This window comes from Terrabacter tumescens (assembly GCF_014646815.1).
In the GTDB taxonomy this organism is placed as follows: domain Bacteria; phylum Actinomycetota; class Actinomycetes; order Actinomycetales; family Dermatophilaceae; genus Terrabacter; species Terrabacter tumescens.
This window is the reverse complement of sequence record NZ_BMNZ01000005.1, coordinates 398,124-414,414: the sequence shown is the minus strand read 5'-3', so window position 1 is coordinate 414,414 and position 16,291 is coordinate 398,124. Positions and strand designations below refer to the sequence as shown.

Genomic DNA, 16,291 nt, shown 5'->3' with positions numbered 1-16,291 from the left:
CGAACGCCGCGTTCGCGTCCCGGAGCACGCACTCATCAGCGCGCCAAAGTCATGTCATAGGAAGGGCACAGACCCGGGCTCGACGGTGGGGACATGGACACGATGACCCTCACCACCACGGGCGGGACCGGCACCGCGTCGGCGCCCGCCGGACCGGCGGACGCCCGGCCCCACACCTCCCAGCCCACCGCCCGTGCGGGTCGTCCGGGTCGGATGAAGCGCTTGTGGCGCGGCTCCGACGCCGACCCGTCGTGGGCCCGTCCCGCACTCTTCGGTCTCCTGCTCGTGACGCTCGTGCTCTACACGTGGAACCTCACGGCGAGCGGCTACGCGAACTCCTTCTACTCCGCCGCGGTCCAGGCCGGCAGCGACAGCTGGAAGGCCTTCTTCTACGGCAGCTCCGACGCCGCCAACTCCATCACCGTCGACAAGCCGCCGGCCTCGCTCTGGGTGATGGCGCTCTCGGTGCGCCTCCTCGGGCTCAGCTCGTTCGCGATCCTGCTGCCGCAGGCCCTGATGGGTGTCGCGACGGTCGGCGTCGTCTACACGACGGTCAAGCGCCAGTTCGGCGCGGCCGCGGGCCTCATCGCCGGCGTCGTCCTCGCGCTGACACCGGTCGCCGCGCTGATGTTCACCTTCAACAACCCGGACGCGCTCCTGACGCTGCTCATGGCGCTCGGCGCGTGGGCCACCATCAAGGCCATCGAGCAGGCCTCCCCGAAGTGGATGATGATCGTCGGCGTCTTCATCGGCCTCGGCTTCCTCACCAAGACCCTCCAGGTCCTGCTCGTCGTGCCGTTCTTCGGCCTCGCCTACCTCATCGCCGCGCCGACGACCCTGCGCAAGCGGATCGTCCACTCGCTCCTCGCCGTCGGCACGATGGTGCTGTCGGCCGGCTGGTGGGTCGCGATCGTCGAGCTCGTGCCGGCCTCGGCCCGCCCGTACATCGGTGGCAGCCAGACGAACTCGTTCCTCGAGCTGACCTTCGGCTACAACGGCCTCGGCCGCCTGAGCGGTGACGAGACCGGTTCCGTCGGCGGGGGAGGCGGCGCTGCGGGCGGTGGCATGTGGGGTGAGACCGGGCTGTTCCGGATGTTCTCCTCGAGCGTCGGCGACCAGATCTCGTGGTTGATCCCGAGCGCGCTCATCCTGCTCGCGGCCGGCCTGTGGCTGCGCGGACGTCGACCGCGCACCGACCTGCGCCGCGCGGCCTACCTCGTGTGGGGCGGTTGGCTCGTCGTCACGATGCTCGTCTTCTCGTTCATGGCCGGCATCTTCCACGAGTACTACACCGTGGCCCTCGCCCCTGCGATCGGCGCCCTCGTCGGCATGGGTGCGGTCGAGGCGTGGCAGCGCCGCTCGAGCGCGGTCGGCACGATCGCCCTCGCCGCAGCGACCGCGGCCGCCGCGACGTGGAGCTTCATCCTCCTCTCGCGCACCACGGCCTACGGCGACTGGCTGCGCATCTCGGTGCTCGCCGTCGGCATGGCTGCGGCCCTGCTCATCCTCGCCACCCGCTGGATGCACGCCCGCGCGGTCCCGTTCGTCCTCGCCGCCGCACTCGTCGCCGGCCTGGCCGGCCCGGGGGCGTATGCCGTGTCGACCACCGCCCAGGGTCACAGCGGGTCCATCGTGACGGCCGGTCCCGCCGGCTCGAGCCGTGGGCCGGGTGGCGCCGGCGGCTTCGGGGGTGGCGGCACGCCGCCGACGCTGCCCGGTCAGACCGGCACGACCCAGCAGGGCGCGAACGGCACGACGCAGCAAGGCGGCCCGCAGACCGGTGGCGCCGGTGGGGGCATGGGCGGTCTGCTCGACGCCTCGACCCCGAGCACCGCCGTCGTCGCGGCCCTGTCGGCCGACGCCAGCAGCTACACGTGGGTGGCCGCAGCGATCGGCTCGCAGACCGCGGCCGGTCTCCAGCTCGGCACCCAGCTACCGGTCATGGCCATCGGCGGGTTCAACGGCTCGGACCCGAGCCCGACGCTCGCCCAGTTCCAGCAGTACGTCGCCAATGGCCAGATCCACTACTTCGCCAGTGGCGGCAGGGGATTCGGCAGCCAGAACGGTGGCAGCAGCGCCTCGTCCGAGATCAGCACCTGGGTGCAGGAGAACTTCACCTCGGTGACGATCGACGGCTCGACGTTCTACGACCTGACCCAGCCGCTCCAGTGACCGCCATGTCGACGCCAACGACCGGACCCCTGTCGGTGCGACGAGTCCGCCTGTCCCAGCAGATCATCCGCTTCGCGGGCGTCGGCCTCCTGTCCACCGCCCTGCACCTCGGCCTCTTCGCGGCTCTGGTGCGGGGCGGTGCCCCCTCGCAGCTGGCGAACGGGGTGGCGCTCGTGCTCGCGACGCTCTTCAACACGGCCCTCAACCGGGCGTGGACGTTCGGCGTCTCGGGGCGTCGCAAGCTCGTCTTCCACCACAGCCAGGCGCTCGTCATCTTCGCGATCACGTATGCCGCCACGACCCTCGCGCTCGCCGTCCTCGGAGCGGTGTCGCCCGATGCAGGCACCGTCGTGCAGACGGTCGTCGTGGCCGTGGCCAACGTCCTGTCGACGGCAGCCCGGTTCGTGGCGATGCGGCGCTGGATCTTCCGCACCCCGGTCACGGCAGAGCCGGCCGAGCCCGCCGGGGCGTCACCCGGCGGACCCACGGACCGCCACGACCCGGCATACGTGGTCGACGGCGTGCTCGAGAGCCCGCACAGCGACGGTTGATGGCGGTCCGCCGGGCCGTCCGGCGGACCGCATACGACTAGTCGCGGTCCTCGGGGGCCGCGCACGCCTCCCACCACGGGTCCTGGTGGGCGGCGACGACCTCGTCGATGTCGTTGTCGCTCAGCTCGATCCGCGTGCCGACGCGCGGGGCGACCATGCGCACACCGCGCTCGGCGGCGACCTTGCGCGCCCAGCGGATGGGCTCGCTCCACCAGTGCGTGGCGAGGTTGAAGGTGGCCCAGTGGATGGGCAGCATCACCGAGTCGGTCTCGCCCTTGTTGACCTCGAGGTGGGCCTCGATGGCCTCCTCGGGGTTGAGGTGGATGTCGGGCCAGTGCACGCTGTACGCCCCGATCGGGATGATCGTCAGGTCGAAGGGCCCGAGGTCGGCGCCGATGTCGGCGTAGCGGTGCGTCGGCCCGGAGTCGCCGCCGAAGAAGACCGAGTGGCGCGGGCCGTGCAGCGACCACGCCGCCCACAGCGTCTGGTTTCGCACGAAGCCGCGCCCGGAGAAGTGCCGGGCCTCGGTGCAGGTGAGGCGGATGCCGGCGACCTCGGTCTCCTCGCGCCAGTCGAGGCTCGTGATGCGGCCCGTCGGCACGCCCCACTCGCGCAGGTGCGCGTCGACCCCGATGGGCACGACGTAGTGCGGCCGGTGGGTGCGCTCGAGCTGGCGGATCGACGGCTCGTCGAGGTGGTCGTAGTGGTCGTGGCTGATCACGACGGCGTCGAGGTGCGGGATCTCGGCGATGCGGCCGGGCACGGGGTGCAGACGCTTGGGCCCGGCGACGACGGACGGCGACGCGCGCCGGCCGAAGACCGGGTCGAGCAGGAAGCGCCGGCCGTCGAGCTCGACGACGCTCGTCGCGTGGCCGTACCACGTGACGGCCAGGTCGGCGGGCTCCTGCGGGTGGCGCGGGGTCACGAGCGGCACGGTGCCTCGGGGGCGGCCGCGCCCGAACTCGCGGACCATCGTGGCGAACATGCTGCCGGGCCCCTCGGCCTCGGACGTTGCCACGACGTGCGTCGGCTCGTGGGAACGGAACTCGCCGTCACGGTAGTGCGGCGATCCGGTGACGCGCTGGCGCTGCGACGCGGTCGACGCACCCATCCGGCGGAGGATCGGGAGCTGCACGGGCTTCTCCTGCCTGTCGTGCCTCACGGCTCGGCGGCCACGCGGGCGCGGGCTGCCGTCATTCTCGTCCAGCGTCGGGGCGAGCGCCCGAGTTCCCGCGGTGGGCTCCCGGCGCGCGCCCGATGGCGTATGCCGTGTGGCCGGGGTCGTCAGTCGCGGTCCTCGGGTGCCGCGCACTCCTCCCACCACAGCTCGGAGTGGGCGGCCGCGACCGCGGCGGCGTCTCCGGTCGTGAGGTCGACGCGCTGCCCGACTCGGGGGAAGGCGACGGGCACGTGCGCCTCGACAGCGGCCTTGCGGATGCGACGGACCGGCTCGGCCCACCAGTGCATCGAGAGGTTGAAGGTCGCCCAGTGGATCGGGACGAGCAGCGACTCGCGGGCGGCGGTCTGCACGGTGCGGGTCGTCTCGGTGCGCTCGCCCTCCTCGTGCGTGCCGCCTGGGGTGTCAATGCGCTGGTCGCCCTCGATGAAGGCGTCGGCGATCCCGGCGGCGTCCTCGGTCAGGGCGTGCGCCTCGTCGCCGATGCGGTTGACGTCGCGGTGCGCGGCAAGGGCCTGCTCGGGGTCCATGTGGATGTCGGGCCAGAACGAGTCGTAGGCCCCGACCGGCATGAGGGTCACGTCGAACGGGCCGAGGTCGGCGCCGATCGCGGCGAACCGCTTGGACGTGCCGGAGTCGCCGGCGAAGTAGGCCGTGTGCCGGGGGCCGTGCAGCGCCCAGCCCGCCCAGAGGGTCTGGCTGTCGACGAGCCCGCGACCGGAGTTGTGCCTCGCCTCGGTGCAGGTCAGGCGGATGCCCGCGACCTCCGTCTCGCCGCGCCAGTCGAGGGCCGTGATGCGCGTCTCGGGCACGCCCCAGGAGAGCAGGTGCGCGTTGACGCCGAGCGGCACGACGTACTGCGGGCGGTGGGTCTCCTCGAGCCGCACGATGGAGGGCTGGTCGAGGTGGTCGTAGTGGTCGTGGCTGAGCAGCACGGCGTCGATGCTCGGGAGGTCGGCGATGGCGCCCGGGACCGGGTGCATGCGCTTGGGGCCCGAGTGGCGGATCGGTGAGACGCGCTCGCTGAAGACCGGGTCGATGAGGAAGCGGGCGCCGTCGATCTCGAGCACGCTCGTCGCGTGGCCGTACCAGGTCACGGCGAGCTCCCCGGGCTGCTGCGGCGGCTCGGCGGTGACGACGGGCACGGTGCCGGCGGGCTGACCGCGGCCGCTGACGCGGATGGCTGCGAGCAGGGCGCTCGTCTGCGCCTTGACCCGGGGCCGCAGCGACGGCTCCTCGCCCTCGAAGCGCCGGCCCTTGAAGTTCGGCGAGTCCCGCACGAACGGCAGGATCGCGGCGGGCGAGGCGCCCATCCGGTTCATCACCCGCACGAACTGGCGCGCTCGCGTGCGCGAGGAGACCGTCTCGATGGCGGAGGAGAGGGCTCGGACGGACGGACGGTCGGAGGTTCCGAGGCTGCGCATCGGGCACCTTTCAGGAGGGGCGAGGGGTGTGCTGAACGTACCCCGCCCGCATTGCGCGTCATCATGGTGTTGACGTGACACCATGATGGTGTCATAGTGATGCGTATGGACATCACCGAGTACGTCGACGCACTGCGTCGGGATCTCGCCCAGGCGGCCAGGGCGATGGGTCCGGAGACCGAGCAGGCCGCCGAACGGATCGGCTTCGCGCTCGACTCTTCCGCCCGCCTCGCCCTGATGGACGCGCTGTCGCACGCAGCGGCCGAGATCACGAACGAGCTCGAGGGCACGTCCGTCGAGGTCCGCCTCCAAGGCCGCGAGCCCGTCTTCGTCGTCGTCGGGGGCGGGCCTTCCGCGCTCGTCGACGACACCCAGGCCATCGCCACCGATGACACCACCGTGGTGTCATCCGACGACGAGGGTGCCGAGACCTCCCGGATCACCCTGCGCCTGCCCGAGGCCCTCAAGGTCCGCGCCGAGGAGCTGGCCGCAGGCCGGGGCCAGTCGCTCAACACGTGGATCGTCAACGCGGTCCGCGCCGCCACCGCGTCGGGACCGGGCCCGATGCCGCCCTTCCCGCCGATGCCGCCCGGACCGCAGTTCGGTCCCGGCGCCCCCGGCCGCAACCGCTCGTCCAACAAGCGGGTCCAGGGCTGGGTCCGCTGACCAGCGGGCGAGCGAGCCACCACGCACCGAGCCACCACGCGCACGCAGCACGACACGGCATACGACCACCACCAGCGCACCACGAGCAAAAGGGGACTTCCCATGGGCACCACCCTCGAGACCCGCTTCGACACGACGGGTCCCATCAACCTCAAGGTCGAGCTCCTCGTCGGCGACCTGATCCTCACGGTCGGCACCGGCACGGCCACGACCGTCCGCCTCCACCCGCACGGCAAGTCCGGCGCCGAGATGGCCGAGAAGTTCACGGTCGAGGCGCACGGCAACGACGTCTCCGTCATCGCGCCGAAGCTGCGTGACAGCTTCTTCTCCCTCGGCACCAAGGGTTCGGTCGACGTCGACATCGAGCTCCCCGCGGGCAGCTCGGTCGACGCCAAGACCGGTGCCGGCGACGTCACTGCCGCCGGTCTGCTCGGCGAGGTGCGCGCCAGCACCGGAGCGGGCGATCTCGTCTTCCACGAGGTGGCCTCCGCCCGGCTCAAGTCCGGGTCGGGCGACATCTCCCTCCAGGCCGCGAGCGGCGACCTCGACGCCAAGACGGGGTCCGGCGACATCACCGTCGGCGCCGGCGGCGGACGCCTCGACCTCGTCTCGGGCAGCGGCGACATCTCGCTGCGCCGCTCGGATGCGGCCGTCAAGGCCAAGACCGGGTCGGGAGACCTGCAGATCGGTGCCTCGACCGGCGACCTCGAGCTGACCACCGGGACCGGCGACGTCAGCCTCGCCGGCGTCCACGGGGGCGACGTCCGGGCGCGGACGGGCACGGGCGATGTCACCATCGCCGTCGCGCACGGCGTCGCGGCCTACCTCGACCTCAACACCGTGACCGGCGATGTCGACATCGACCTCGAGGGCACCTCGGGTCCCGGCGACGCCGAGGCCCAAGCGCGGCTCACGGTGCACTCGGGCAGCGGCGACATCCGCGTCAAGCGGGCGCAGGTGAGCCTCGCATGAGCCTGTCACTCCAGGAGGCGGTGGCCCGCGAGCGCATCGTCGAGCGCGTCGCCGCGGCGCACCACGCGCAGCCGGCCCACCGCCACGCGAGCCGCGTCCGCCGTCACGTCCGCGCGGCGCTCCTGCTCCGCAGCCTCGCCGAGCGACTCGACCCGGCCGCCGAGCCGGCAGCCGTCCCGCCGCACCACCCCGTGTCGGCGCCGCACGCCGGCAGCCCGCGGCCGTGGACCGCGGCACCTCGCCGGGCACCACACCGGCACAGCTGACCCCGCCCCCTCCGCAACACACCGAGAACCCGCCAGCCCCTGCGGTTGTAACCGTCAGGTTTGGCTCGTTCTCGGTGTGTTGCCGTGTCAGGGAGGTGGCGGGGACGGCCCGGCCGGGGGCGATCCGCGCGTGGCACGATCGGAGGATGTACGTGCCCAAGGCCAACGCCATGGACGACCCCGACGTGTCGGCGTTCCTCGCCGCCCACGCCGCAGCGCACCTCGTGACCGTCGGGCCGGACGGCCGTCCCGACTCGACGCTGCTGCCCGTGATCGTCGACGGCGACCGGGTCGTCGGGCACCTCGCGCGCGCCAACGACCACTGGACGCGGATCGCGCCCGCATCGCCGGGGCTCGTCGTGGTCGCCGGCGCCGACACCTACGTCTCGCCGGCCTGGTACGCCAGCAAGGCCGAGCACGGACGCGTCGTGCCGACGTGGAACTACAGCGAGGTCCAGCTCCGAGGCGCCGTCACGGTCCACGACGACCCCGACTGGGTGCTCGATGTCGTCACCCGGCTCACCGAGCGGCACGAGTCCGGTCGCGAGCAACCCTGGGCCGTCAGCGATGCGCCGGCGAAGTACGTCCGGGGCAGGCTGCGCGCCATCGTCGGCATCGAGGTCGTCGTCGAGTCGGTCGAGGGCAAGGCCAAGCTGAGCCAGAACAGGTCCGACGCCGACCGCGAGGGCGCGATCGAGGGGCTGCGCGCCGAGGGCGACGCCGTGGCACACCTCGTCGCGGACGAGATGGAGCGGGCGCTCCGCGGCTAGACGCTTCGCCGGCCAGCCGCTCGGGCTGAAAGACGCTGCGCCGCAGGGCTTCCCGACGCATGCGCAACGCACCCCTCAGGCACAGACGCCCCACAGGAGCCGGCACGACGGTGGAGCCATGGACACGACACCGCGCCCCGGCACCGCCCCCTCGACCCTCCGCTCCACGTTGCGTCGTGGCCTCGGTGCCGCCGGTGCGGCTGTCGCCGTCGCCTTCGTCGGCACGGCCGCGCTCGGTGCCGGCCAGGCGCACGCCGCCGGTGTCGCGGGTGGCCTGACGCCGGTGGGCACCGCCACCCAGCCGGCTCCGCACCCGCACCGCCACCACGCGTCGCACCCCGCCAACCTGCCGGCCGCCACGACGACGGCCTACCGCTACTCCTTCCGCGACGGGCAGCTCATCCGCCTCTGACCCCGTGGCGGGGTCTGGGTCGAGTGCCCAGTTCCCGACGTGAGTTTCTGGGCACTCGACGGGAGGCGTGGGCCGAGTGCCCGGTTCGCGCCGTGAGTCTCTGGGCACTCGACGGGAGGCGCGTGGGTCGAGTGCCCAGTTCCCGACGCGGAGGTGGCGGCGAGGTCAGCGGGACGGGTCGAGCCAGGCGTGCACGAGCGGCACGACCGACGCGCCCTCGCCGCTCGCCGCGGCCACCCGCTTCATCGACCCCGCACGGATGTCGCCGGCCGCGAAGACGCCCGGCACCGTCGTCTCGAGGCTCTCGGGCGGCAGCCCCCCGCGCCAGAGCTCCAGCGGGACGTCGCGCCCGGTCAGGACGAAGCCGCGCGCGTCGCGGACGACCTCGTCGGGCAGCCAGTCGCAGTGCGGCTCCGCGCCGATGAGCAGGAAGAGCCCCCGGCACTCGCGCCGCTCCTGCGTGCCGTCGGACGTGTTGCGCACCGTGACCCAGCCGAGCCGGGCGTCGTCGCCGGCCCCGCCCTCGATGACCTCGGAGCAGCCCTGCACCGTGATCCGCGGGTTGTAGGCGATCTCTCCGACGAGGTAGTCCGACATCGTCTCCGCGAGGGTCTCGCGCCGGACGAGGATCGTCACCGACCGCGCGAAGCGGGCGAGGTGGATCGCGGCCTGGCCGGCGGAGTTGCCCCCACCGACGACGATGACGTCGTAGCCCTCCATCTCGCGGGCGGCCGTCATGGCGCTGCCGTAGTGGACGCCGAGGCCGACGAGCTTCTCGATCCCGGGGGCGTCGAGCCGGCGGTACTTGACGCCCGCCGACACGACGACGGCTCGGGCGAGCAGGTCGCCGCCGTCGGTGTGCAGCCGGTGCGGCTCGCGGTTGCCCTCTGCGTCGACCGCGCCCGGCTCGAGGGCGGTGACCGGCCAGCCGGAGAAGAACTGGGTGCCGAAGCGGATCGCCTGGTTGCGCGCGCGCTGGGCCAGACGCATACCGCTGATGCCTCTCGGGAAGCCGAGGTAGTTGCGGATCATCGACGACGTGCCCGCCTGTCCGCCGACGGCTTCCGACTCGAGCACGACGGTGCTGAGGCCCTCGGACGAGGCGTAGACCGCGGCCGCGAGACCAGCGGGTCCGGCCCCGACGATGGCGACGTCCACGACCCGGTCGACGTCGACGTCCGCCGGCCGCCCGTAGATGGCCGAGGCGACGTCGCGCACGCTCCGGGCGCTGCCGACGCGCTGGTTGAGGTCCATGAAGACCGGGAACTCCGGCTCGGCGCCCTCGGCCGCCAGGAGCTCGAGGACGTGCCGGCCCTTGTCGCTGTCGGGCGGGTAGACGCGGTTGGGCAGGCCCATCCGGTCGAGGTAGTCGCGGATGCTCAGCGTCAGCGCGTCCTCCACGGGCGAGACGATCGCGACGGCGACGACCTCGGGCTCGGCGACGGTCGATCCCCAGTCGGACAGCAGCTCGCAGATGGCCGTGTGGAACTCCTCGTCGCGGGCGCCGCGCGGCGCGAGGAGGTAGGCGTCGTACTTGCCCTTGGCCATGCCGCCCCGCAGGCTCTCGGCGTCCTCGCGGAAGGTCGACACGTGCGCGGCGATGACCCGACGCGCCGTGGGCACGGTCGCGCGCCACCAGTGGAAGGCCTCGAAGACCTCCGCGTCGGGCAGCCGCGACTCGGTGACGAACATCGCGACCTGGCCGCCCTCGGCGACGACGCGCTTCGCCGCCTGCTTGGCCTCGCGGGCCGACGTCGCCGTCGGCAGGTCGTAGTCGCGGGCGTAGCGCCCGAACTCGCCCCGCAGCTCGTCGGAGCGCGTCTCGGACACGAGGATGATCGCCGGCTTCACCCGATCGATCCTAGGAGGCTGCGCCCTCCTGGGGTATGCCGTCGGGCGAGCCTGCGACCGCCGGTCGTTCGCGGAGGGTGAGCCACAGGCGGTGCGCGGTGATGACGGCCAGCGCCCAGGCCAGACCGATGAGCCAGCCCGCGAGGACGTCGGTGAGCCAGTGGTGCCCGAGGAAGACGCGGGAGAGACCCATCGCCAGGACGAAGAGCGTGCCGAGCGTGATCGTCAGGGTGCGCTGCCTGGCGGCGGTCGTCTCGATGAGGATCAGGTAGACGATGACGGTGGTGAGCACCGTCGCGTTGAGCGTGTGGCCGCTGGGGAACGAGGCCGACACCTCGAGCGGTGGCACGGCCAGGTCGGCCGGCGGCCTGGCCCGGTCGACGAAGCCCTTGCCGACGATCGTCATCGCGAGCGACCCCGCGGCGGCGATGAGGGTCAGGACGATGGGTGTCCAGCGCCTCCGGCGCCACGTCAGCACCGCGACGGCCACGAGCGCGAGGATCGGCATGCCGACCGGGCCCCCGACGTCGGTGAACGCCGTGACGGCCGAGTCGAGGCCGGGGGAGCGCAGCGTGATCGCGGCGTCGAGGACGGGCTGGTCGACGACGGTCAGCCCGTCGCGTCCGACGACCCCCTCGTAGACGGTCTCGACGCCCTCGACGAGGGCGGCCATGACGACGAGGGCGACCACGGCGAAGACGACGAAGGCCAGGTGCGCCGACGACCACGAGACGACCCGGCGCGCCGCCGGCCGCGAGGCGCGGGCCAGGCCGGCGAAGAGCCCGACGAGCCACCGTCCGGAGCGGGTGCGCCACGCGGTGAGGTCCCGGGCGCCGATCGTGTCGTCCGGCGTGCGCGAGCGCGGGGAGTCTGGCATGACCCATCCTTACCCGCAGCGACGCCGCGACCCGGCGCACACGCTCGGCGCCGCCACCCGGCATACGCGATCGGGTGGCCGAGGGTGGCCGAGGGGGCAGCACAGAGCCCCCGCTCAGGTGGGCGAGCGGGGGCTATGTTCGGTGCTGCCCGTCCCCGACGGGCCAGCCCTGGGCGCCCCTCCACGAACACCCGGGCTGTTGCCAGGACGCCAAGGGCGTCCCTTCACCTGTTAGACGAACGGGCTCTCGTTTCATGACACGGTTTCTGCCGCGTCGAGCCACGAACTTTCCGGGAGGGGCGACGAGCCTCAGGCCGCGGCGTGCTCGCGAGCCGGCGCGGAGGCCGGCAGGTCGGTCACGGTGGCACCGCGACCCCGACGCAGGGCGCCGTTGGGCAGCGAGAGGCGGAAGACCTTCTTCCACGCCGAGGCGACCTGACGGGGCAGCGAGCCCGTCGTGTAGGTCAGGCCGTAGCGGCGGAAGAGGTCCTGCACCTGCGGTGCGATCTGCTGGTAGCGGTTGCTCGGCAGGTCGGGGAAGAGGTGGTGCTCGATCTGGAAGCTGAGGTTGCCGGTCATGAAGTGCATGGCCTTGCTGCCGCTGATGTTGGCCGAGCCGAGCATCTGGCGGAGGTACCACTCGCCGCGGGTCTCGCCGACGATCGAGCGGCGCTCGAAGGTCTCGACGCCCTCGGGGAAGTGGCCGCACATGATGACCGAGTGGGTCCACAGGTTGCGGATGAGGTTGGCCGTGGCGTTGGCGCCGAGCGTGCTGAGGAAGGACGGGCCCGACAGCAGCGGGTGGATGACGTAGTCCTTCGTCATCTGGTTGCGGATCTTCTTCAGCGTCACCTTGGCCCGCGCCCGGAAGTCGGGGTCCTGGCGGCGCTCCTTGGTGGCGAGGTTCTTGCCGAGCTCGAGGTCGTAGGCGGCGATGCCGTACTCGAAGAAGCAGGCGTTGACGAAGTTCCACAGCGGCTGCGCGGCGTAGAGCGGCACCCAGCGCTGGTCCTCGTCGACGCGCATGATGCCGTAGCCGAGGTCGTTGTCCTTGCCGATGACGTTCGTGTAGGTGTGGTGCAGCTCGTTGTGCGAGTGCTTCCACTGCTCCGACGGGCTCGCGTTGTCCCACTCCCACGTCGTCGAGTGGATCTTCGGGTCACGCATCCAGTCCCACTGGCCGTGCATGACGTTGTGGCCGATCTCCATGTTCTCGATGATCTTGGCGACGGCGAGTCCGGCTGTCCCGACGACCCAGGCGGGCGGGAACATCGAGACGAGCAGCACTGCGCGAGAACCGAGCTCGAGCTTGCGCTGGGTCGCGATGACCTTGCGGATGTAGGCCGCGTCGTCGGCTCCGCGGGTGTCGATGACGGACTGGCGGATCGCGTCGAGCTCGACGCCGATCTGCTCGATGTCCTCGGGGCTGAGGTGCCCGATGGGGTTGTGGGCCTTCTTCTGCAGGACGGTCATGGTGACTCCTCTGGTCCGGGGTCGGGTGGGTCTGTGGGTCGGGTGGGGGTGGTGCGGCCGGGCGGTCAGTGGTCGATGACGCACGCGCCGGCGGCGGCGGAGATGCAGGTCTGGACGGGGACGCCCCGGCCCTCGGTCTCACCGGGGGTCGCGGTCGTCACCTCGCCGGTGCGCAGGTCGCGGACGGCGCCCTCGCGCAGGGGCAGGACGCAGCCGAAGCAGATGCCCATGCGGCACCCGGACGGCATGAGCACGCCGGCTGCCTCGGCGGCGTCGAGGATGGGGGTCGCCCCGTCGGCCTCGACGGTCGTGCCCGAACCGGTGAAGCCCACGGTGCCGCCCTCGCCGACGACGAGCGTCGAGGCGCGGAACTGCTCGGTGAGCAGGGAGAGCCCGCGGGCGTCGTGGTGGGTCTGGAGGGCGTCGAGCAGGCCGCCGGGACCGCAGGCGAGGGTCTGCCGGTCGTGCAGGTCGGGCACGAGCGTCTCGAGGTCGGCCACGTCGAGCACCCCGTGCTCGTCGTCGTAGCGCGCGACGAGCCGGATGAGTCCCGCGGCGTCGAGCGCGCGGAGGTTGTCGATGAAGATCGAGTGGGGCTCGCTGGGCGCGACGTGCACGACCACGATGTCGTATGCCGCCGCGCGGGGCAGGCGCACGACGCCGGAGTCCGCGACGGGGAAGAGGTTGCGCAGCATCCCGATGACGGGCGTGACGCCGGACCCCGCGGTGACGAAGAGGAACTTGCCGCCGTCGGTCGGCAGGACGAACTCGCCCTGGGCCTGCTCGAGGTGCACGAGGGTGCCCGGTCGCGACTCGCGCACGAGGTGGGTGCTGACGAGGCCGTCGGGCACGGCCTTGACGGTGATCGAGATGTTGCCGTCGGCGCGCGGGCCGTGGGTCAGGGAGTAGGCCCGCCACTGGCGCACGCCGTCGACGTCGACGCCGATGCGGACGTACTGCCCCGGCACGTGCCCGGCCCAGTCGGCGCCGGGGCGGATGACGATGGTGGCGGCGTCGGCGGTCTCGGGGTGCACCTCGACGATGCGTCCGCGCAGGTCGGCGCCGGGCCGCAGCGGGTCGAAGAGGTCGAGGTAGTCCGCGGGCAGCAGGGGCGAGGTCGCGCGCTCGGCGAGCTGGAGCAGGCGGCCGCGCAGGGTGGGGCGGGGTGCTCGGGGCGAGGGGCTCGAGATCTTCGAGAGTCCGGTCAGGCTCATGTCTCCAGCATGACTGAGGACCGAGGGTAAGATCCTGACCGTACGGCGTGAAGTCCGGGGGAACTCTTGTTCGGAGGGAACAGTCGATGGCCAAGGACACCGCGAGCGCCACGGCCCTCGGCGCGGCCGACCTCCAGCTCGACGACGCGGTGCTGCGGGCCCTGCGCGAGCGCCTGCCGGCCATCGCGACCACGACGGTGGCCGCGGTCGTCGACGAGGTCCCGGACTACCGCGGCGCCCTGGGCGGCACGGCCGGCGCCACGATCCAGCGCGCCGTCCAGATGGCCATCGCCGGCTTCCTCAAGCTCGCGGGCGGTGGCCGAGACGTCGACCCGAGCACCCCGCTCGGCCCGACCCGCGAGGGCGCCTACGCCCTGGGGCGCGGCGAGGCGCGAGGAGGCCGGTCCATGGACAGCCTGCTCGCGGCGTACCGCGTCGGTGCCCGGGTGTCCTGGCGCCAGCTCGCCCTGGCCGCGGCCGATGCCGGCCTGCCCGCGACGACGATGGCGAAGTTCGCCGAGCTCCTCTTCGCCTACATCGACGAGCTGTCGGCGGCCAGCGTGGCCGGGCACACCGACGAGCTGACCACGAGCGGACGGGTGCGCGACCGCTACCGCGAACGGCTGGGCCAGCACCTGCTCGCCGGCGCGGGCACCGACGTGCTCACGGCGGCCGCGGCCCGGGCCGAGTGGTCACCGCCGGCCTCGCTCACGGCCGTGCTGCTGCCTGCGGCCGAGGCGCGTCGCGCCCTGGCGTCGCTGGGCGCCGACACGCTCCAGGTCGGCGAGGACCTCGAGGGCATCGCGGACGCCGATCCCGACCACCCGCTGACGCTCCTGCTCGTCCCCGACGCCGACGGCCCCGGCCGGGTGCACCTGCTGCGCGTGCTCACCGGCCGGCACGCCGTCGTGGGGCCGGCCCGGCCATGGGCCCTGGCCCGCTCGTCCTACGACCGCGCCGCGCGCACCGCGACCCTGGCCCGGCCGCCGCGCAGCGGAGCCGCCGTCGACACCGAGCGACACCTGGCCGACCTCGTGCTCACGGCCGATCCCGAGGCGCTCGCCGACCTCCGTGACCGGGTGCTCGCGCCGCTCGCCGACCTGCCGCCGGCCACGCAGGACCGGCTCGCCGAGACGCTCCTGTCGTGGCTGCTGCACCAAGGTCGACGCGACGCGGTCGCCGCCGAGCTGCACGTCCACGCCCAGACGGTGCGTTACCGGATGGGCCAGGTGCGCGAGCTCTACGGCGACCGGCTCACCGACCCGGCCGTGGTCCGCGAGCTCGTCATCGCCCTGTCAGGCCCCTCGGGCGCGTCCTCGCGGGGGTAGCGGCTCAGCCGTGGAGCGACCGGTGCTCGGACCGCCAGTCGGTGTAGGCCTCGACCTGCTCGATCGCGTCCCACGCCTCCTTGAAGATCCGCGCGGACTCGGCCTTGTCGGGGTCCTCCGCGCTGCGGGGCAGCTCGCGCCGCCCGTGCGAGCCGCTGCGTCCGCGCTGGTCCTCGGGGACCGGACCGTCGTACTTCCGGCCGCCGGCGTGGTTGGCGTAGCGGCGCGAGCGCGTGTAGCCCATCTGGAGGAACTTGCGCGCCATGTCGGCGCCGACGAGGTCGCCGGCGGCGACGTAGTCGTCGAACCTGGCCCGCAGGGCCGCCGCGCTCTCCCGCGCGACGTCGGGCGTGCGGAACCGCCAGAGCGGCAGCAGCTCGTCCTTGTAGGGCTGCACCCGCAGCACGCCTTGCTCGCCACGGCCGACGCGGTAGAGCTCGGGCTGCTCGCGCAGGTCGAGCGCGTCGAGGTCGAGGCCGGCGTAGGGGTCGGACGTCACGTCCCCATCCTGTCGCGTGCGGTGTCGTCCGGGTGTCCTAGGGTCACGGCATGACGGTCGTCGGCACTGATGGGCTCGCCCGCCCCGCCTGGGCGTCCGTGGACCCGCTCCTCATGGACTACTACGACACCGAGTGGGGCATGCCGATCCGCGACGAGCGCGGACTCTACGAGCGGATCTGCCTCGAGGGCTTCCAGGCCGGCCTGTCGTGGGCGACGATCCTGCGCAAGCGGCCCAACTTCCGGGCGGCCTTCGCGGGCTTCGACCCCGACGTCGTCGCGACCTTCACCGACGACGACGTCGAGCGGCTGCTCGGTGACGCCGGCATCATCCGGCACCGCGGCAAGATCCAGGCCACGATCACCAACGCGCGCGCCACGATCGCGCTCCGTGAGGACGGCGGCCTCGTCGACCTCGTGTGGTCCTTCCAGCCCGCCGACACGCCGCGCCCGCACGACCACTCCCAGGTGCCGACGGTGTCCGACGAGAGCAAGGCGCTGTCGAAGGCCTTGCGCAAGAAGGGCTTCGCCTTCGTCGGGCCGACGACCATGTATGCGTTGATGGAGGCCGTCGGCATCGTCGACACGCACCTGCTCGCCAGCCACCGGCGAGGCAGCTCGGGCGTCTGGCCTGCCTAGG

The 16,291-nt window shown here is 72.8% G+C and carries 16 protein-coding genes; 9 read left to right on the top strand and 7 right to left on the bottom strand.

Features of this window, described 5'->3' with window-relative positions; genetic code table 11:
• Positions 1 to 93: 93 nt before the first annotated feature.
• Complete coding sequence (locus tag IEY30_RS15085) at positions 94 to 2,172, top strand: glycosyltransferase family 39 protein (protein ID WP_030198721.1); 2,079 nt, start codon at positions 94 to 96, stop codon at positions 2,170 to 2,172.
• Between the two features lie 5 nt (positions 2,173 to 2,177).
• Positions 2,178 to 2,723 (top strand): GtrA family protein, encoded by a 546-nt coding sequence (locus IEY30_RS15080; RefSeq protein WP_156035297.1) that lies wholly within the window; start codon positions 2,178 to 2,180, stop codon positions 2,721 to 2,723.
• 37 nt (positions 2,724 to 2,760) lie between these two features.
• Here IEY30_RS15080 and IEY30_RS15075 read toward each other — a convergent pair whose 3' ends face one another.
• Together IEY30_RS15075 and IEY30_RS15070 are read right to left on the bottom strand one after the other, a co-directional pair.
• A complete protein-coding gene (locus IEY30_RS15075; protein WP_043416889.1) occupies positions 2,761 to 3,858 on the bottom strand; it encodes an MBL fold metallo-hydrolase in 1,098 nt (365 codons plus the stop codon).
• A gap of 149 nt (positions 3,859 to 4,007) precedes the next feature.
• Positions 4,008 to 5,324, bottom strand: coding sequence for an MBL fold metallo-hydrolase (locus IEY30_RS15070; protein ID WP_030198731.1), 1,317 nt, complete (start codon positions 5,322 to 5,324; stop codon positions 4,008 to 4,010).
• A 105-nt stretch (positions 5,325 to 5,429) separates the two neighbouring features.
• Between IEY30_RS15070 and IEY30_RS15065 the strand changes: the two genes are divergently transcribed.
• The 5 genes from IEY30_RS15065 (at position 5,430) to IEY30_RS15045 (ending at position 8,410) form a co-directional block, all read left to right on the top strand.
• Entirely contained in the window at positions 5,430 to 5,990 is a 561-nt protein-coding gene (locus IEY30_RS15065; protein ID WP_052358569.1) for a toxin-antitoxin system HicB family antitoxin, read from the top strand.
• Between the two features lie 102 nt (positions 5,991 to 6,092).
• Positions 6,093 to 6,962, top strand: coding sequence for a DUF4097 family beta strand repeat-containing protein (locus IEY30_RS15060; RefSeq protein ID WP_030198745.1), 870 nt, complete (start codon positions 6,093 to 6,095; stop codon positions 6,960 to 6,962).
• Complete coding sequence (locus IEY30_RS15055) at positions 6,959 to 7,228, top strand: hypothetical protein (protein ID WP_156035301.1); 270 nt, start codon at positions 6,959 to 6,961, stop codon at positions 7,226 to 7,228. The genes IEY30_RS15060 and IEY30_RS15055 overlap by 4 nt, the downstream gene beginning before the upstream one ends.
• 146 nt (positions 7,229 to 7,374) lie before the next feature.
• Positions 7,375 to 7,998, top strand: coding sequence for an FMN-binding negative transcriptional regulator (locus IEY30_RS15050; protein WP_030198755.1), 624 nt, complete (start codon positions 7,375 to 7,377; stop codon positions 7,996 to 7,998).
• A gap of 118 nt (positions 7,999 to 8,116) precedes the next feature.
• Positions 8,117 to 8,410 (top strand): hypothetical protein, encoded by a 294-nt coding sequence (locus IEY30_RS15045; RefSeq protein ID WP_030198758.1) that lies wholly within the window; start codon positions 8,117 to 8,119, stop codon positions 8,408 to 8,410.
• Between the two features lie 165 nt (positions 8,411 to 8,575).
• On the opposite strand, the gene IEY30_RS15040 is transcribed toward IEY30_RS15045, so the two are convergent.
• The 4 genes from IEY30_RS15040 to IEY30_RS15025 form a co-directional block, all read right to left on the bottom strand.
• On the bottom strand, positions 8,576 to 10,261 hold the full coding sequence (locus tag IEY30_RS15040) for an NAD(P)/FAD-dependent oxidoreductase (protein WP_030198761.1): 1,686 nt from the start codon (positions 10,259 to 10,261) through the stop codon (positions 8,576 to 8,578).
• Between the two features lie 10 nt (positions 10,262 to 10,271).
• Positions 10,272 to 11,138: a phosphatase PAP2 family protein gene (locus tag IEY30_RS15035; protein WP_052358570.1), complete on the bottom strand. Its 867-nt coding sequence runs from the start codon at positions 11,136 to 11,138 to the stop codon at positions 10,272 to 10,274.
• A gap of 309 nt (positions 11,139 to 11,447) precedes the next feature.
• Positions 11,448 to 12,611, bottom strand: coding sequence for a fatty acid desaturase family protein (locus IEY30_RS15030; protein WP_030198765.1), 1,164 nt, complete (start codon positions 12,609 to 12,611; stop codon positions 11,448 to 11,450).
• A gap of 65 nt (positions 12,612 to 12,676) precedes the next feature.
• On the bottom strand, positions 12,677 to 13,825 hold the full coding sequence (locus IEY30_RS15025; protein WP_030198770.1) for a ferredoxin reductase: 1,149 nt from the start codon (positions 13,823 to 13,825) through the stop codon (positions 12,677 to 12,679).
• An 86-nt stretch (positions 13,826 to 13,911) separates the two neighbouring features.
• Between IEY30_RS15025 and IEY30_RS15020 the strand changes: the two genes are divergently transcribed.
• Positions 13,912 to 15,153, top strand: a complete 1,242-nt coding sequence (locus tag IEY30_RS15020) for a PucR family transcriptional regulator (RefSeq protein WP_030198774.1) — start codon at positions 13,912 to 13,914, stop codon at positions 15,151 to 15,153.
• A gap of 4 nt (positions 15,154 to 15,157) precedes the next feature.
• Here IEY30_RS15020 and IEY30_RS15015 read toward each other — a convergent pair whose 3' ends face one another.
• Entirely contained in the window at positions 15,158 to 15,652 is a 495-nt protein-coding gene (locus IEY30_RS15015; RefSeq protein WP_030198778.1) for a DUF4385 domain-containing protein, read from the bottom strand.
• A 50-nt stretch (positions 15,653 to 15,702) separates the two neighbouring features.
• Here IEY30_RS15015 and IEY30_RS15010 point away from each other — a divergent pair, with 50 nt between their 5' ends.
• Positions 15,703 to 16,290, top strand: coding sequence for a DNA-3-methyladenine glycosylase I (locus IEY30_RS15010; RefSeq protein WP_030198783.1), 588 nt, complete (start codon positions 15,703 to 15,705; stop codon positions 16,288 to 16,290).
• The last annotated feature ends 1 nt before the right edge of the window (position 16,291 follow it).

Excerpts from the sequence above, each read along its gene's own strand:
- IEY30_RS15085 (WP_030198721.1), top strand. The coding sequence starts at position 94 with ATGGACACGATGACCCTCACCACCACGGGCGGGACCGGCACCGCGTCG.
- IEY30_RS15080 (WP_156035297.1), top strand. The coding sequence starts at position 2,178 with ATGTCGACGCCAACGACCGGACCCCTGTCGGTGCGACGAGTCCGCCTG.
- IEY30_RS15070 (WP_030198731.1), bottom strand. The coding sequence starts at position 5,324 with ATGCGCAGCCTCGGAACCTCCGACCGTCCGTCCGTCCGAGCCCTCTCC.
- IEY30_RS15065 (WP_052358569.1), top strand. The coding sequence starts at position 5,430 with ATGGACATCACCGAGTACGTCGACGCACTGCGTCGGGATCTCGCCCAG.
- IEY30_RS15060 (WP_030198745.1), top strand. The coding sequence starts at position 6,093 with ATGGGCACCACCCTCGAGACCCGCTTCGACACGACGGGTCCCATCAAC.
- IEY30_RS15055 (WP_156035301.1), top strand. The coding sequence starts at position 6,959 with ATGAGCCTGTCACTCCAGGAGGCGGTGGCCCGCGAGCGCATCGTCGAG.
- IEY30_RS15050 (WP_030198755.1), top strand. The coding sequence starts at position 7,375 with ATGTACGTGCCCAAGGCCAACGCCATGGACGACCCCGACGTGTCGGCG.
- IEY30_RS15045 (WP_030198758.1), top strand. The coding sequence starts at position 8,117 with ATGGACACGACACCGCGCCCCGGCACCGCCCCCTCGACCCTCCGCTCC.
- IEY30_RS15035 (WP_052358570.1), bottom strand. The coding sequence starts at position 11,138 with ATGCCAGACTCCCCGCGCTCGCGCACGCCGGACGACACGATCGGCGCC.
- IEY30_RS15030 (WP_030198765.1), bottom strand. The coding sequence starts at position 12,611 with ATGACCGTCCTGCAGAAGAAGGCCCACAACCCCATCGGGCACCTCAGC.
- IEY30_RS15025 (WP_030198770.1), bottom strand. The coding sequence starts at position 13,825 with ATGAGCCTGACCGGACTCTCGAAGATCTCGAGCCCCTCGCCCCGAGCA.
- IEY30_RS15020 (WP_030198774.1), top strand. The coding sequence starts at position 13,912 with ATGGCCAAGGACACCGCGAGCGCCACGGCCCTCGGCGCGGCCGACCTC.
- IEY30_RS15010 (WP_030198783.1), top strand. The coding sequence starts at position 15,703 with ATGACGGTCGTCGGCACTGATGGGCTCGCCCGCCCCGCCTGGGCGTCC.